This window comes from Flavobacterium sp. FlaQc-52, assembly GCF_044007495.1.
Classification (GTDB): Bacteria; Bacteroidota; Bacteroidia; order Flavobacteriales; family Flavobacteriaceae; genus Flavobacterium; species Flavobacterium cupriresistens.
The window spans coordinates 757,589-776,248 of sequence record NZ_JBIPCV010000001.1 but is presented as its reverse complement, the minus strand read 5'-3'; the positions used below and the strand labels follow the sequence as shown (position 1 = coordinate 776,248).

The 18,660-nt window shown below is 34.5% G+C and carries 2 protein-coding genes; both read left to right on the top strand.

All coding sequences use genetic code 11. The features are described 5' to 3' along the window. Entirely contained in the window at nt 1-10,929 is a 10,929-nt protein-coding gene (locus ACHRV5_RS03185; RefSeq protein WP_395425729.1) for an SDR family NAD(P)-dependent oxidoreductase, read from the top strand. Next, nucleotides 10,930-18,660, top strand: a complete 7,731-nt coding sequence (locus ACHRV5_RS03180; protein ID WP_395425728.1) for an SDR family NAD(P)-dependent oxidoreductase — start codon at nt 10,930-10,932, stop codon at nt 18,658-18,660.

Genomic DNA, 18,660 nt, shown 5'->3' with positions numbered 1-18,660 from the left:
ATGAAATTCAAGATTATATATACAGGAAAAGAATCATTCTTTCAATATTTTAAAGTCAACGGAAAGAAAACATTACCATTATCAGCTTATATCGAAATGATAAGAGTAGCAGGGAGTAAAGTAAATAATGGAGAAATTAATGCCATACGAAACTTTAAATGGAATCAGCCTATTGTAATAGAAAATGAACCACTAGTACTTCATATTGAATTTAAGGAACAAAATGAAGGATTTTCGTTTGAATTCTATCAGGATAATGACGACTTTCATAAAACAATATATGCACAAGGAGATTTATTAAAGGTATCTGAAAAAATACCTGCAAAGATTGAATTAGAGCACTTAATAGGCATAACACCAGAGTTATACAAAGAAGCGTTCTACAAAAAGTTAGTAAAGAATTTAGCAGAATATACAAATGAATTGCAGAGTATTCATTCTGTATTTCAAATGCAAAATCAGGTTTGGTCCAGAGTTATTCCTAAAAAGGAAGAAGAGCCGTATGTGTTGCCCTTAAATATAGTAGAAAGTGCTTTTCAGACCTTAAATGGACAAAAAGAGAATACTTCAAGGATAGAAAGCATTGAGGCAATGTATATATATGGCGATATTACGAATACGCATTGGTGCCAGGCAATTAAAGAAGAAAGTAAAGAGGATTCTTTTACGGTTAATTTACTTAGTGCTGAAGGGGAGATTCTTTTTGTATTTGAAGGAGTGAAATTGCTTCAGGATGATAGTGCTTTAGAATTGCAATATTTTGAAGAAAAATGGGAAGAGACTAAAGGGATAACTCAGGAAAAAAATCCTTTTCAGAAAAAGAAAATTTTATGTTTGGGTGATGATACGGATTTGCTTTTTGACTTTAAAAAGGCCTTAACAAAACAAAATGCAGAAGTTATTCATGTTTCAGCTATGGATGATATCGATGAATCTTTTGATTACGTCTTTATATTTCCAAACCGTTCTTTGGTAGCCCAGGACAGTGAAAATGGATCTTATGGAAAAGAAGAAGAATTTGTTTTTATCTGTTTAAAAAAACTAGTAGAACTAAAAAATAATAATTTTCAGATTCACATTATTCTAAACCAAACACAGCAGGTTTTCTCTACCGATACAGTTCAGGAAAAAGGAGCCGGAATCTTCGGTTTAGTCGGTACAGTAGCTGCAGAAATGCCTACCTGGAATTTTAGAGTAGTTGATATCAATGAGAATGAACCCATAGATTTTGAAGAATTAGCTACTAAAATAGTACAAACGAGTGAGACTTTAGTGGCTTATAGAAACGGAAGTTTTTATAAAAAATTATTAAGTCCAATAGCCACATTACCAACAGTATCTTATTCTAACAGAATTAGAAAAAATGGAACTTATGTAATTCTTGGAGGAGCTGGTGGTTTAGGTAAAATCACTACAGAGTACCTGATTAATAAATATAATGCCAAAGTATACTGGTTAGGAAGAAGAGCATCAGACCAAACAGTAGAAGCTGGTATAGAGCAGTTTTCAGGCTATGAAAGGAAACCCGTTTATATACAATGCGATGCAAATAAAGTAGAAGATATAAGAGCGGCTTTTGAGCAAATAAAATCTGGTGGAGAAGTTATAAATGGTGTCATTCATTCAGCTTTAGTGTTAGAAGATAAACCATTTTATGCGATGAGTTTTTCTGACTTTACCAAAGCCTTTGCTCCAAAATCAACAGCAGTTCAAAATTTGGTTCAGGTATGCGGGAATGAGTTGTTGGATTTTATGTGTTTCTATTCCTCTATTCAAGGTTTTTTTAATGGTCCCGGACAAGCCAATTATGCAGCAGGTTGTACTTATAAAAATACCTTAGCAAAAGTAGTTGAGCAAAAATATAAGATACCTGCATATACAATTAATTGGGGGTATTGGGGGCATATTGGTGTGGCTTCAGACTCCAAATATGCAGATCGAATGGATCAAATGGGGATAGGGAGCATTGAAGCAAAAGAGGGAATGGCCGCCTTAGAGAAAATTCTGGATGGTGAACTAAAGGAAATATATGCAGTTAAGTTTTCTAAAAAACCGATTGCAAAAAGTTTAGCCTCGAGAATAAAAAAAGCCTGTTCAGTAAATAAAATTACCGAAGAGAAAACCCTGACAAATCAATTTGAGTTAGGGACTGCAGATACAGAAGAACATCAAAATATTGTATTAGACAAAGTACAAAAAATTGCAGCGTCTTTAATCAAGCTTCCTCAGGAAGAGTTTGATTTAGACGAACCATTCGCGGCAATGGGTTATGATTCTATTCTGAGTAATCAACTTAGTGAATACATAAATAAAGAACTGAGTATCGATATTCAACCAACGGATTTATTTAATTATCCTAGTATTCGATCTTTAGTACAATATATTATCGAAAATAAAGAGGGTTGGAAACACAAGATTATAAAAGACAAGAATGTAAATACACCTGTCCTTAAAGAGGAAGAGAATATAAAATATCTATCACAAGAGGAACAAAAAGATACAGACGATATAGCAATTGTTGGTATGAGTGGAGCTTATGCAGGAACATCAAATCTGGAAGAATATTGGGAAGCTCTAAAAGGAGGAGAAAATTTGATAAGAGAAACTCCAATAGAAAGATGGGATAGCACACTTCATTACAGCCCTATTAAAGGTGAAGAAGATAAAACCTATAGTAAATGGGGTGGTTTTATGGATAATATAGACAAGTTTGATGCTGGGTTTTTTAAGATATCAGGTATAGAAGCTGAAAATATGGATCCGCAACAGCGCTTGTTCTTAGAACATTGTTGGCATGCATTAGAAGACGCAAATTTAACTCAAGACCATTTAGACGGTAAGCAAGTAGGAGTTTATGCTGGAGTAGGTAATAGCGATTATATTCAGAATCCTAAAAACAAGCACGTGTCTGTTTTTTGGGGTATGGATAATTCAATTCTTGCAGCCAGAATTTCTTATTATCTAAATCTAAGAGGACCTGCCTTAGCAATTGATTCAGCGTGTTCGTCATCATTAGTAGCATTAGAAGCAGCTTGTAGAAACCTGCAAACCGGCCATATTGATATGGGGATTTGTGGAGGCGTAAGTCTCGCAGCCACGCCACTATTTCATAAAATGGCAAGTAAAGCTTCAATGTTAAGCGAGAATGGGCAGTGTTTTACATTTGATCATAGAGCAAATGGATTTGTACCGGGTGAAGGTGTAGGCATAGTGGTGGTTAAACGCTTAAAAGACGCGCTAAGAGATGGAGATAGTATTCATGCAGTGATTAAGGGAATTCTAACGAATCAAGATGGAGCAACCAACGGCATTTTGGCACCAAGTGCACCATCACAAGAAGCTTTAGAAAAACAAGTGTATGAAAAATTTCAGATAAATCCGGAAACGATAAGTTATGTAGAAGCACATGGTACAGGAACTAAATTAGGAGATCCCATAGAGGTTGAAGCTCTTACTAAAGCTTTTAGATCCAAAACACAAAAAAGAAATTACTGTGGTATTGGGAGCGTAAAGACCAATATTGGGCATACACTCCATGCAGCAGGATTAGCAGGATTGCAAAAAGTGATTTTGTCAATGCAACATAAACAAATTCCGCCTTCTTTGAATTATCAAAGAAATAATGAATTTATCGATTTTGAGAACAGCCCTTTTTATGTAAATACAGCCCTTAAATCTTGGGATAACTACATAGGTGGTAAAAGAAGAGCGGCTATTAGCAGTTTTGGATTTAGTGGCACTAATGCACACGCAATTATTGAAGAATACATTCCTGCCGTTTCAGAAAAAGAACAAGAAATAAATGGTAAAGTAATCCTTGTACTATCTGCAAAAGACAGAAATAGTCTGGAGAGATATTGTAAAAAAGTAGTATTGTTTGTTCAGGATAACTCCAATGTATCATTAAATTCTTTAGCATTTACATTTCAGGTTGGACGTACAGCAATGGAAGAACGCTTTGCATGTGTTGCGCGGGATCATGATGAATTAATAATGAAGTTGAAAAACTTTTTAAATCCAGAGAGTGAGAAATCCGGAGCCTTAAATTATTATACAAATAATATAAGAGTTCAGGAGAATACGACTATAAAAGGTATTTCGGGGAAAGCATTTGTAGAAAGTGCAATTAAACACGCTGAATTAGAAACTGTAGCTGAATTATGGACACAAGGAGTAAGAATTGATTGGGAGTTATTTTACAATCAAAAAATAAAGAAAATTAAAATCCCATCATATCCATTCGAGAGAGATCGTTACTGGATTGAAGAAATAGAAAAACAGACAGAAAAAACTTCAAAAATACATCCCTTACTTCATCAAAATAGTTCCACTATTAAGGAACAGAAATTTGAAAGTAATTTTAGTGGTGATGAGTATTTTATAAAAGAGCACATCGTTAACGGTTCTGGTTTATTTCCCGGAGCTGCCTATATAGAAATGGCACTGCAAGCCGGAAAAATCAGTGCGAATGATATGATAAATGAATTATATGATATTACGTGGCAAGAACCTTTAAGAAATAAAGATAAAGGGATGGAGCTTAATACGGTGATCTCAGAAATTACAAGTTCAGAATATCAATATCAAATATATTCAATTCATAAAGAGAAAAAAAGCATACATAGCTCAGGTAAATTGCGAAAACAATCTGCTAATACTACACCTTCAAAGCAATTAGATGTAGCTGAAATAATAGCCGGTTTGCCACAAATTAAAAGCAAAAAAGAAGTTTACGAACATTTTAGTGATCTAGGATTTGATTATGGAAGAAACTTTCAAGGAATTGAAAATATCAGCTATTCTCAGGATAAAGCAGTTGTTGAATTGACATTCAAAAAGCAGGATCAATTTGTTTTAGAACCGGGCCTATTAGATAGTATATTTCAATGTACGATAGGGCTTTCATTAGAAGGAAAAACAAATACAGTTTATGTTCCATATAGCATACAGAGGGTTAGTATCTATAAAGAAATACCTCTTAAAGCTTGGTGTTTAGTGGAGCTGGTTGCAACAAAATCCAGCACATCCGGTATTCGAAAATACAATATGATTTTAGTGAATAGCGTGGGAGAAATTATCTTAAAGTTAGACGAATTTACGCTATTGCCATTAGAAAATATTCTTGCAGATAAAAAGGAAAGTGAAGAAGATAAGAAAGAAGGAATTCGATATTTTAATGCGGTATGGAAAAATGTTGCCCCGCAAATAAGTAAGCGTAAAGAAAATAAACAATTGGTTTATTTGGCAGGATTTGAGCGTACAATAAAAGAAAAAATAAAGAACAATAGTCCGGAGGTTAGGTTACTGGAAGATAGTGAAGATCCAAAAGATGGGTTTCAGGTTATCTTTAAGAAACTCAAACAAATTGTAGAAGCAAAGGAAGAAGTTGAGCTTACTATCGTCATAGAAAACAATAGCTATAAGCAATACGGTCATTTGGCAGCATTACTTCAATCTGCTCAATTAGAGTATTCTAAAATATTGGGAAAAGTAATAGTTCTGGATAATGCATCTAAAAAGAGTATAGAAGAAATTCTTGAAATTGTAGCATCAGAAAGTAAGTTAGAAGCCCAGGAGGTTCGGTATATAAACGGACAGCGAGAAGAAAGAATTCTAGAGGTTTTAACGCCACAAAAACAAACTCCGGAGATAAAAATCAAGGAGGGAGGAGTGTATTGGATAACTGGAGGAATGGGCGGTTTAGGACAAATATTCTTGGAGCATATTTTAAAAACTAAGGATACGAAAGTAATTCTTACCGGCAGAAGTAGTAGTAACGATGCTTATAATAAAATTGTAAACTCCTATTCTAATGTGCTATATAATTCTTGTGATATCGCTGATAAAGAAGCTGTAACACTGCAGTTTCAAAGAATAAAACAACAATTTGGTACTATAGATGGAATTATACATAGTGCGGGAATCATTAAAGATAGTTTGATAATTCATAAGAGTGCAGAAGAGGCAGAGGAAGTATTAAAACCTAAAATCGATGGGATCTTATTTTTAGATGAAGTTACTAAAAATGAAAAGTTAGATTTTTTTGTAAGTTTTTCTGCTGTAGCGGCAGTAAAGGGAAATCAGGGGCAAAGTGATTACGCTTCTGCCAATGCTTTTATGGACAATTTTATGGCTCATAGAAGAACAAAATATGAGCAAAAGACAAGATTTGGTAAAAGTATAAGTATCAATTGGCCGCTATGGGAAAATGGAGGAATGAAAATGTCCGAAGAACAAAAACAATATATAAAAAATCAGACAGGTATGCTACCAATGCCTAATGAGGCAGGTACAAATAGTTTTGATTTTATACTATCTGGTGAACAGAGCCAGGTAATACCGGTATATGGTTTATTAGAAAGAATTGAAATACAAAAACAGGGTAATAAGGAGGTTGTAAAGGAAGTTAATGAGAAGAAAATCAAAGAATACAAGCAAGAGGAGTTAAAAGTATTTATTACATCTTATCTAATAGATCTTTTATCAACAGAATTTAAGTTGCCCAAAGAGCGATTTGAAGCCCATAAATATTTTGAAGATTTCGGAATAGATTCCATTAGTATCACGAAGTTAACAAACACATTTGATGCGGTTTTTAATGATATTCCAAGAACCTTATTTTTTGAATACCAATCACTTCAAGAATTGATTGGCTATTTTCTGGAAAATCAACAAGAAGCGATACAAGAATTGTTGTTAAAAAATGAAGATCCAGTATCTCCTGAAGAAGCACATAATGAAACATTTGTAAGTGAAGGTATTGAAGAGAGAAATCAAGATTCAGATCAATCTGTAATAGAAGATAATCCAAAATCTCAAGATGACTTTTCAGCGGTTAGAAATGCGGACAGTGAAGATAAAATAGCGATTATAGGTTTAGCAGGAAAGTATCCTGGTGCAAATAATGTACAAGAGTTTTGGGAAAATCTAAAACAAGGAAAAGACAGTATTACCGAAATTCCAAGTGACCGATGGGATATGACCAGTTTTTATGATGAAGAAAAAGGTAAATCAGGTACAAGTTATAGTAAATGGGGAGGTTTTATAGAAGACGTAAACAAGTTTGACCCGTTATTTTTTAAGATATCCCCTCGTGAAGCTGAAATAATGGAGCCTCAAGAACGATTGTTTTTACAAACGGCATGGGAAGCCATAGAAGATGCTGGTTATACTAGAGAACAATTAGGACGGTCCACCCAAACAAATGAAATGACTGGCAATGTAGGTGTTTTTGTGGGAGTTATGTATGAAGAATATCAATTATATGGTATAGAAGAACAGCATAAAGGCAATCAGATTCATCTTGTGGGTAACCCAAGTAGTATAGCAAATCGAGTTTCCTATTTCTTTAATTTTCATGGGCCAAGTATGGCTTTAGATACGATGTGCTCGTCCTCAATAACTGCAGTAGAACTTGCATGCCAAAGCATTATGAATGGTGATTGTAAGGCAGCAATTGCAGGGGGAGTAAACGTAAGCATTCATCCTAATAAATATTTGCTTTTAAGTAAAGCAGGATTTGCATCAAGTACAGGGCGTTGTAAAAGTTTTGGAGAAGGAGGAGACGGATATGTTCCGTCTGAAGGAGTTGGAGCTGTCTTGCTAAAGAAATTATCGGATGCGGAACGTGATGGAGATCACATTTATGGAGTTATCAGAGGAGCATCTTTAAATCATGGAGGGAAAACGAATGGATATACAGTACCGAATCCTAAAGCTCAAACTTCGGTAATTAAAAGAGCCATGGAAAAAGCAAACCTCAAAGCAGATCAAATCTCCTATATAGAAGCACATGGTACAGGAACAAGTTTGGGAGATCCGATAGAAGTTGCGAGTCTGAAAAAAGCATTTCAGGTAGAAGAGGAAGATTATATCTGTAAGATAGGTTCTGTAAAATCTAATATAGGACACTGTGAATCTGCAGCGGGAATATCCGGAATAACAAAAGTGCTGTTGCAATTGAAGAATCAGCAATTAGTGCCCTCTATTCATGCCGAGAAACAAAACCCTAATATTAATTTTAATGATACTCCATTTAGAGTACAAAAAACATTAGAACCATGGAACACAGACGGAAAAGCAAGAATAGCAGGTATTAGTAGTTTTGGTGCAGGTGGTAGTAATGCTCATTTGATTATTGAAGAATATAATAAGCAAGAGAAGCAACAAAATTATGACCAACCAATACCCATATGGGTCCTATCTGCAAAATCAGAAAAACAGCTCAGGGAATATGCAGAGAAGCTATTGCATTTTATAAAAAATCAAGAAAAACTTTTGCCGGAAGAAGTGGCATATACCTTACAAGTAGGAAGAGAAGCAATGTCACACCGACTCGCTTTTTATGCTACAACTACAGAGGAAGCTACAGCTCAGTTAAACGCCTATCTGGACGGAGTTTTATTAGATTATTATTGCAGGATTACAGACCCGGAAGCTTCAACAATGGAAGATGTAACAACTACAGAGATCAAAAATTTATGGAAAAACAGAGATGCAAGAGTATTAGAATTATGGTCTTTGGGAAGGAATATAGAATGGTCTGCCTACTATAATAAAAAGCAATTACCACAAAAGGTAAGTTTGCCTACCTATCCTTTTGAAAAAAAATATTGTTGGTTCTCTAAAACTGATAAAACAAATGAAAATGGAGTAACATTAAATGGAGTGAATGATTTACATCCGATGCTTCATATAAACAAATCTGATTTGGACGGAATTAAATTTCATAGTGATTTTTCAGGAAATGAAACCTTCTTAAAAGACCATTTAGTAAATTCTGAAAAACTATTTCCGGGAGTTGCTTATATAGAACTGGCCAGAAAAGCTTTAGAAGAAGTAACACATCAAGAGGTATTACAGCTCAAAGAGATTACTTGGTTGAAGCCGTTAAAAGTGGAGGATAAAAGTACAGAAGTAACCACTCTTGTAACAAAAGATAAAAACGAGATTTTAGTTCAAATATCGAGTAAAGAAGAAGGAAAAAGTATAACGCATGCGGAGATAAAATTAGGCAAAGAAGATTTAAAACAAGGCTCGCGATATGATATTTCGGTTTTAAAAGAGCGTATGCAAGGCGAGAAAGAAGGCGAAGCATGTTATGAAGCTTTTAAAACGGTAGGCTTAGAATATGGTGATAGTTTTCAAGGGATCAAAAAAATGTATTTCAATGAAAATGAATCATTAGTTAGTATTCATTTACCGGCATGGGAAGGAGTTATCTTAAATCCGGGTGTTATGGATGCAGCATTACAAGCAACCATAGGAGTAGATTTTAATAACAAACAAGGAGACTTACAATTGCCGTACAGACTTCAGGCGGTAGATATTTATTCTAAAGATTTATCAAGAGCTTCTTGGTGTTATGTACAAAAAAATAAAGAAAAAAGTAGAGTACACAAATATTCCATGCAAATACTGGATCAAGATGGGAATGTATTGATCGGAATGAGAGATTTTGTATCGATTCCATTAAGTTCAGAAACAATAGCAACTCAAGAAAATAAAGAGGAGTCTATCGGGATTTATTATGAATCGATATGGGAGGAAATATCTTTTGAAAAATCGGCGATAGTTCCGCATAAAAAGAATGCTTTTATAGGAGCCAAAAACGAATATACGGCAGCATTAGAAAAAGAAATACAAACCAATGGCGGAAGTGTAAATTGGTATAAAAATGCAACTGATGTTCCGCAAGACATTAAATCTATTTATTTCCTGCAAGGGATATGGGATGCCGATGATAAAAATGAGGTGCTTGAACAGATTGATAAAATAGAAGTAAACGTCTTCAAGAATATTAAGGCATTACAAAAAAGAAGTGCTGAAAAGCTAGAGGTTGTATTTGTAACTAAGCAAACACAAAAAGTAACCTTTTCTGATATTGTTGCAGAAAAAGGTGCCGGTATTCTTGGATTAGTTGGTTCTTTAGTAAAGGAAGAAATGAATTGGAGTTTTAAAAGTGTAGATGTTTCGCATCCTAATGATATGAAGCGCATTCTGGATACGCCCCATTCTAAAATGGGAGAATCCTTAGCAATCAGAAATCTCGATTTATATCAAAATATACTCATACCAGTAGAAGATAAGATAGAAAAACAATATTCTAAACTTAGAAAAGGCGGCGTATATGTGATTTTAGGAGGAGCCGGTGGTTTAGGAAAAGTAACCACTTCATACCTGGTAAAAGAGTACCAAGCCAAAGTGTATTGGTTAGGAAGAAGAGAACAAGATGCTGCTATTACAGCAGCAATTGAGGAAATAGGGCAATATGGAGTATACCCAACTTATATTCAATGCGATGCAGACAATAGGTTAAGTATGCAATCGGCCTATACGCAAATCAAACTTACATCCGAAGAAATCAATGGAATTTTTCACTCCGCTATTGTACTTAATGATAAGATAGTAGCCAATATGAGTGAAGAAGATTTTACAAAATCATTCTATCCAAAATCAGTTGGAAGTCAATATTTGATAGAAACTTTTAGTCAGGAAGAACTGGACTTTATTTGTTTTTATTCTTCAGCTCAAAGTTTCTTCAGAGCTGCCGGTCAATCTAATTACTCGGCAGGATGTACTTATAAAGATAGTTTAGCAAAACAAGTACAGCAAAAATCAGGAATTCCAACCTATGTAATCCATTGGGGATATTGGGGGAATACAGGTATTGTTTCTTCTAAAGACTATGAACAACGCATGCAGCAAATGGGGATAGGAAGTATTACTGAAGAGGAGGGAATGCAATCGTTAGAAAAAGTTTTTGCACAAAAAAAAGGCCAACTTTTCGTAATGAAATTTTTAAATGATGCTGTAATTAAGAGAATGAACATTTTTCAATTAAAAAAGAGAAAAATTCTACCTCCAAAAGAGGCGACAATAGAACTTAAAAGAATAAAAATAACTTCTCCAAAACAAATCTTAAATTAAATGACTACCATAAAAAATAATGCCATAGAGATGCAAAGAATATGTCATAACTCATTACTCAGTATTTTGATAAATATGGGGTTTAGAAGTGGCATAGCTAATGATATAGATCTGTTAAAAATAGAATTAAAAATTGTTGACAAACATACCCGTTTGCTGGAAGAATGTATTCGTAGTTTAAAAAGCTGTGATTATCTTCAGGAAAATGAAGCGGTATTTACCCTTACTACAAGAGCTCAGGAGGAATTAAAAGATTTTGACAGACAAGTAACATTGCAAAATATCTTTGCAGAAATGCCGGAGATGGCAGGTCATGCTAAATTATTACAAGGATGTTTAGATGGGTTACAGTCTATATTTCAAGGAAAAATAAATGCAACAGATGTAATGTTTCCAGATGGAAGTATGGAGCTGGTTTCTGGAGTTTATAAGGGCAATGAACAAGCAGATTATTTCAATGATATATTGTGCCAGGTAGTAGAAAATATTGTAGCAGATAATATCGAAAACTTAGGAGAAGGAGAAAAGTTTACCATTCTGGAAGTTGGAGCAGGTACAGGAGGAACAAGTAACTTATTGTTTCAGGTATTAAGTGCATACAAAGACAAGATAAGCTATGTATATACAGATTTGTCTAAAAGTTTTCTGTTTCATGCAGAGAAGCATTACAAGGCAATTGCACCTTATTTAGAAACGAAACTTTTTAATATCGAAAGGTCACCGGAAAATCAGGAATTAGCCTTGGGAAGTTTTGATATGGTAATTGGGGCAAATGTAGTACATGCAACAAAAAATATTAGAAAGAGTCTTCAAAATATCAAAGGAGTACTCAAGAGAAACGGAGTGTTGGTATTAAACGAAATAGCACAAAACGATATATATGCTACCCTCACATTTGGATTACTCGATGGCTGGTGGTTATATGAAGATGCAGAAGTTAGGTTGGGAGGAAGTCCCGGTCTATCTCCAAAAGGATGGCAAAAAGTATTAACCGATACAGGATTTGTCAATACAATGAGCTACCCGGAAGACGAAGAATTGTTTCAGCAAATTATAATATCTCAAAGTGATGGAGAAATTATTTTGGCTGCCGAAGATGCTAAAGTCGAGCAAAGTTTAAAAGAAACTAAACCCGATAAGAAAGAAATAGTATCTCAAAAAGCGGTGGGGATCGCACAAGCTGTAGACAGTAAGGAGATCGCAAATTTTATAAAGAATAAATTAGCCTTAGTGCTAAAAATGGAGATTTCGGAGTTTGACGAGATAACACCAATGTCCGATTATGGAGTAGATTCAATTATAGGTTTAGAATTAATAAAGGAAATAAATGAGACATTAACAAATGCAATTCCAACTACGATTTTATTTGATTATCCTACCATAAAAGAATTCTCTAAATACCTGGCAGAAGAACATAGTTCGGCTTTTACGATACAGCCAACAGTATCAGAAAACGAAATTAAAGCAGAAAAGGAAGTTCTAAGCCAACAATTAGAAACGGTAAAAAAGGAAGAGACACCATTTTTTGCCAATAAAGAAAAAGGTCAAGCACAGCGATTATGGCTGGAAAAACCTGCCACAATAGACGATATTAGCATTGTGAATTTTGATTTACCTGCAATACAACAAGAGGAGGTTTTGGTTGAGATTTCTCATTTTTCGCTCAATTTTGGGGATTTACTTTGTGTGAAAGGATTATATCCTACAATGCCTCCATATCCTTTTTCTCCGGGGTTTGAGGCTTCGGGAATTATCATAGAAAGAGGAGATAAAGTAACCAAATTCAGCATTGGAGATAGAGTAATAGTAATGACAGATGGCAGCTATGGATTGCATAGTACGCATTGTGTTGCTAATGAATTACAGTTGCTACCTATACCGGAAAATCAATCCTTTGAAGAAGCATGTGCTATTCCTACAGTAGCAATGACAATGGTTGAAGCTTTTAGGAGAGTACACGTTAAAAAAGGAGATTATATTTTGGTTCAAACCGCCACTGGTGGTATTGGGCATATTGCTATACAACTAGCCAAACATTTAGAATTAAAGGTTATTGCTACGGCGGGGAGTACTCATAAAATTGAGTATTTAAAGGAAATAGGCGTAACGCATGCGATCAATTATCGAGAACAAGATTTTGAAGAAGCCGTAAATAGAATAACGAATGGGCAAGGAGTTACAGTCGTTGTAAATACCCTTTCGGGAGAAAATATTCAAAAAGGAATCAACTGTTTAGGAAAAAGAGGGCAATATATTGAGTTATCAATGACGGCTTTAAAATCGGCAAATCATATTGATTTGAGTAAATTTTCAAACAATCAAACCTTTATAGCCGTTGATCTAAGAAAACTTATAGGCGAAGATCGGGAATACATTGAAGGTTTATGGGCAGAATGTAAACAATATATAGAAAAAGGGGTTTTAAAATCAGTGATCAGTACAGAAGTTCCTTTTGAAGACTATAAAAAAGCCTATAAAATACTTGAGGACAGAGATAATATTGGGAAAGTGATTGTCAAAGCCAATTCAGCAAGAACGACGCAGACAGAAATTCCATCAAGTCGTTTTAAAGAAATTAAACAATCCAGTCAAAACCCCAAAGCATTGGATATTGCCATAGTAGGAATGAGTGGGCAATATGGTAGTGCAAAGGATTTAAATGATTTTTGGAAAAAAATAAAAGGAGGAGAAAGTCTGATCGAAGAAGTGCCAAATGAGCGATGGAATATTGACGAACACTTCTCTGCAGATCAAGAAGTAGCAAATAAAACCTATAGTAAATGGGGAAGTTTTTTAAGAGACATAGATAAATTTGATCCCTTGTTTTTTAGAATATCAGGTAAAGAAGCCGAAGGAATGGATCCGCAACAACGGTTGTTTTTGGAACATTGCTGGAAAGCTTTTGAAGATGCCGCTATTGTAACAGATAAGCTAAATGGAGCAAAATGCGGAATATATGTAGGAGCCGGACAAGGAGATTATGTACAAACAACTAACCTGGAAAATGCAGCAATTTATTGGGGAAACAGCAGCGCAATCTTAGCTTCAAGAATATCCTATTTTCTTAATCTTAAAGGACCGGCAATTGCTATAGATACAGCATGTTCATCATCGTTGGTAGCAATAGAGATGGCCTGTAAAAGTTTGTATTATAAAGAAGTTGATATAGCACTAAGCGGTGGAGTATTTATTAATACAACACCCAGATTTTACAAATTGTCAAGCAAGGCAGGTATGCTAAGCAAAGACGGTCAATGTTATGCTTTTGATCATCGTGCCAACGGATTTGTACCAGGAGAAGGAGTAGGCGTTTTAGTACTCAAAAGATTAGAAGATGCAAAAAGAGATGGTGATTATATTCATGGTATAATCAAGGGAGTAGAAACCAATCAGGATGGAACTACAAATGGAATTTTGGCACCAAGTATGAAATCTCAGGAAGAGTTAGAAAATGAAGTATACCAAAAATATGATATTCATCCGGAGAGCATCACTTATGTAGAGGCACATGGCACAGGAACTGCCCTTGGCGATCCTATAGAATTTGAAGGATTAACACGTGCTTTTAAAAAGCAAACCACTAATACAAATTATTGTGGATTAGGAAGTGTTAAAACGAATATAGGGCATACAGTTTATGCCGCAGGAGTAGCAGGAGTACAAAAAGTACTATTGGCATTACAGGAAAAAATAATACCACCAACTTTAAATTATGAAGCAAAAAATAGTTTAATCAATTTAGAAAATAGCCCTTTTTATATAACAGATAAGATACAAGATTGGACTTCTTCTGCAGGAACACCAAGGAGGGCAGCTGTAAGTAGTTTTGGATTTAGCGGAACAAATGCGCATTTAGTTGTAGAAGAGTATGAAAACAAACATCAAAAAAATAGTTCCAGTAAAGAGTTTGTTATACCAATATCTGCAAAAAGCGAGAAAGCGCTAGAACGTCAAATAATAAATCTGATTGATTACCTGGAACAGAAACAAGGGATTTCTATTTCTGATGTAGCTTATACATGGCAAGTAGGACGCCAACCAATGGAATTTCGTAGCGTATTTATAGCAGATTCTATAGCAGATTTTGTAAGTAAGTTAAAAAATAATAAAGGCTTAGTGAGCTCCAATGCAATTTCTGCAAAAGAAAAAGAGCAATTCAAAACTTTTTTGTCAAACGGCGCAGGAGAAGCCTATATAAAGTATGCAACAGAACATAATGAATACCAGTCTTTAGCAAATTTATGGGCAATGGGGGTAACTGTCGATTGGAATAAATTATACAGAAATAATAAAGAGCGGCCTCAAAGAATAAGTTTACCTACATATGCTTTTGAAAAAGAAAGATATTGGTTAAAATCTAATACGATAATCGAATCGAATTCTGCAGTACAGAAGCTACATCCGTTGCTACACCAAAGGATAAACGTTGCTGAAGGAAATCAAAAATTTAATAGTATTTATTTAGGAAAGGAACATTTTTTCAGAGATCATATTTTTAGGAATGAAAAAATATTGCCGGGAGTAGCCTATCTGGAGATAGCCAAAACAGCTGGAGAGAAGTGTATAGAAAAAAGCATTACGCAATTCAAAAATGTGTTATGGCTTCAACCTATATGGCATCGAGATAAGGCGATAGAAATTGAAACAGAAATTATAAAACAAGGAGATAGCCTTCAGTATGTTATATATAGTACTATAGCAACAGCAGGAGTTTCAGGTCATGAAAAGCAAATTCATGGGCAAGGAGAGTTAACTTCAACCGAAACCTCGGCACCTGTAAAACACGATATAGAAAAGATTAAAAAATCCCTTAGCAAGAATATTTCGAGAGATACTTTTTATGAAAAATACCAAGAAATAGGATTAGAACTAGGAGCCTCTTTTCGAGGAGTACAACACTTGTGGTTCAGTTCTTCGGAAGCAATTTCTAAGATTGAACTTCCAAAAGGAGAAGGATATGCTTTGACTCCTGGAATAATGGATAGTGCTTTACAAACTTGTATAGGAATTAACCTGGAGAAAGAAGTAACAGGTTTACTATTCCCTTTTAGCGTAGAGCAAATAGACATTTACCAGCCATTGGAAGAGAATATATGGTCTTATGTACGAAAAAGTAAGAACAACAAATCAGACGAAGTCATTAATTATGATGTAGATATTTGCAATCAGAATGGAGAAGTATTAATTGCATTTCAGAATGTATTATTTCTACCGGAAAGAAAAACGGCACCTCAAACAATACCTACTGAAGAAATACAACTTTATAAAGCTGTTTGGAAAGAAACCCCGATAAGCAGTAAAAGGAATGTTGAAGTAAAGCGTAAAATAATAATCTGCGAAGCAGTACCGGAAATGGTACCACATTTTAATGAATTTTTGAATGCGGATATAGAAATGATTGAGGCTGCGTCTCCCGAAGTTTATTTTGAAAAGACTATAGCAATAATCAAGCAAGTAATAACAAGCAAAGAAAATGTCGAAGTTATCCTTGTATACCCGATTAATAAGCAGTTAGAAATAGAGTTTTTAAGTGCTTTATTAAAAACAGCATCATTAGAAAACTCAAAAATCATTACAAAAATGATTGGAGTTGCTATTGCGTTTACTGCATCAAATAGTGAAGCCCTTTATAAAATAATTGGAAATGAACTGGAAACAACTGATCAGGAAATTAAATACGCTAAAGGAAACAGAAACTGTAAACAACTGGAATTAGTCAGACTTTCAAATTCTAAAGAAAAAACAGCTATTAAAAGCAATGGACTTTATGTGATTACTGGCGGAATGGGAAGCTTGGGACGCATTTTTGCAACATACATCACCAATAAAAAAGCTAAAGTCATTCTTTTAGGACGTAAAAAGCTAAATAAAAGTCAAACAGATTTTGTTGAGAGTTTACCTAATGCTACCTATATGATTTGCGATATAACAAACAGGCAAAAAGTACAAAATGCAGTTTCTAAAATTAAAAAAGAGTATGGTCAGATAAACGGAATCATTCACACAGCTGGAATTACAAGAGATAGTTTAATCCAATTAAAAACAGCAGAAGAAGCAAAAAGTGTTTTTGCTCCAAAAATGGAAGGGGTAAAAAACTTAGACGAAGTATGTAAAAATGAACCGTTAGATTTTATGATGTTATTCTCTTCTATTGTTAGCGAACTAGGCAATATTGGGCAGTCAGATTATACTGCGGCCAATGCCTATCTTAATAATTATGCACTATACAGGGAACAAGAACGATTACTAGGCAATAGAAAAGGTAAAACGTATAGTATTGGATGGGGGTTCTGGCAAGATGGAGGTATGAGATTGCAAGAGGAGCAAATAGGGTATTTGGATACACAATGGGGAATGAAGCCAATTCCAACTGATTCAGGATTAGAGCTGTTTGAAACCATTTTAGCTACAGCTTCACAAAATCTATTAGTGGCTTATGGAGATTCAAAAAGAATGAGTACCATCATTACAAACCGATTGGTCGAAAAGAAAAAGGTGGAGAATTTGGTAGAACAAAACAGTAAAAACATTAAAGAAAAGCTTCTGGATAAGTTGCACCTATTGATTGCAGATTTATTAAAATTAGATAAAGATAGAATAGATCGAGACAAAGACTTAGCGGCATATGGAGTAGATTCAATTTTATTAACAGAATTAAATTCGGAGTTGAATGCCTATTATGAAATTGCATTATTGCCATCAGTATTCTACAATAATACGACCATAGAAAGTTTAGCTGAACATCTATTAGAAGAATACAATTTAGAGGTTCATACTAAACATCAAGATAGTAAGGAAGAATTTTTAGAAAAAGATTCGGCTAATAAAAACAATTTGTCTAATGCAAAAAGTAAGGAGCATAGTTTAAGTCAGCTGGATGTTAGCAAATTACAAAGTACTATAGAAGGATCCTCTTATTTAATTCAGTTTCATAAGATAGCACCCGAGAAGACTTCTATTTTTATCATACCGGGCGTACCGGGAATTGCCTATGGATATTATGAAGTAGCAGAGCAGTTCTCTACCTACGGGAATTGTTACGGAATCACCATGCAGGGTATTTTCGATAATAAAAAACCACTTGACAGTATAGCAAAAATGGCTGCTCACAATGTAGCGGAGATTGCCAAAATAACCCCGCCAAATTCAGAGATACATCTTGTTACTCATAGTTTTGGTGGATTAATTAGTTATGAAATGGTCAAACAGTTGCAGCTATTAGATATAGAAGTGAAACAAATATTCATGTTAGATTGTTTTCCTAATACATTATCGAGTAACGAGATGGAGAAAACGGTTTTGTTTCTTAATCTATTCCCGGAAATATTTGATAAAGTAGAAATAGAAGCATTAAAAAGTAAAGTATACAGTATACTGCAAGAAAAAAATGCTGATAGAAAAGAATTGCTATACAACTTCATTACAACAAATGGTGTGACTGTAAATCAAAACATGTTCGACAAATTATGGGATGTTTTTGATGTATCTATGAGTTGCAGCTACGAAATGGATATTCAGCACCAAGTTCCTATTACTCTGGCCAAAGTAAAAGATAAAGTAATTACAAATGAAGTATACGATTTAGGGTGGAGCCAATATTTTGAAGAGGTAGAAGTAATTGAGGTAGAAGGAGATCACTTTTCTATAATACGAGAACCTCATTGTTCTAAATGGGTTAAAGAAATAACATTTTATAAAGAAAAAAACGAACAGGCATCCTTAACCAGATAG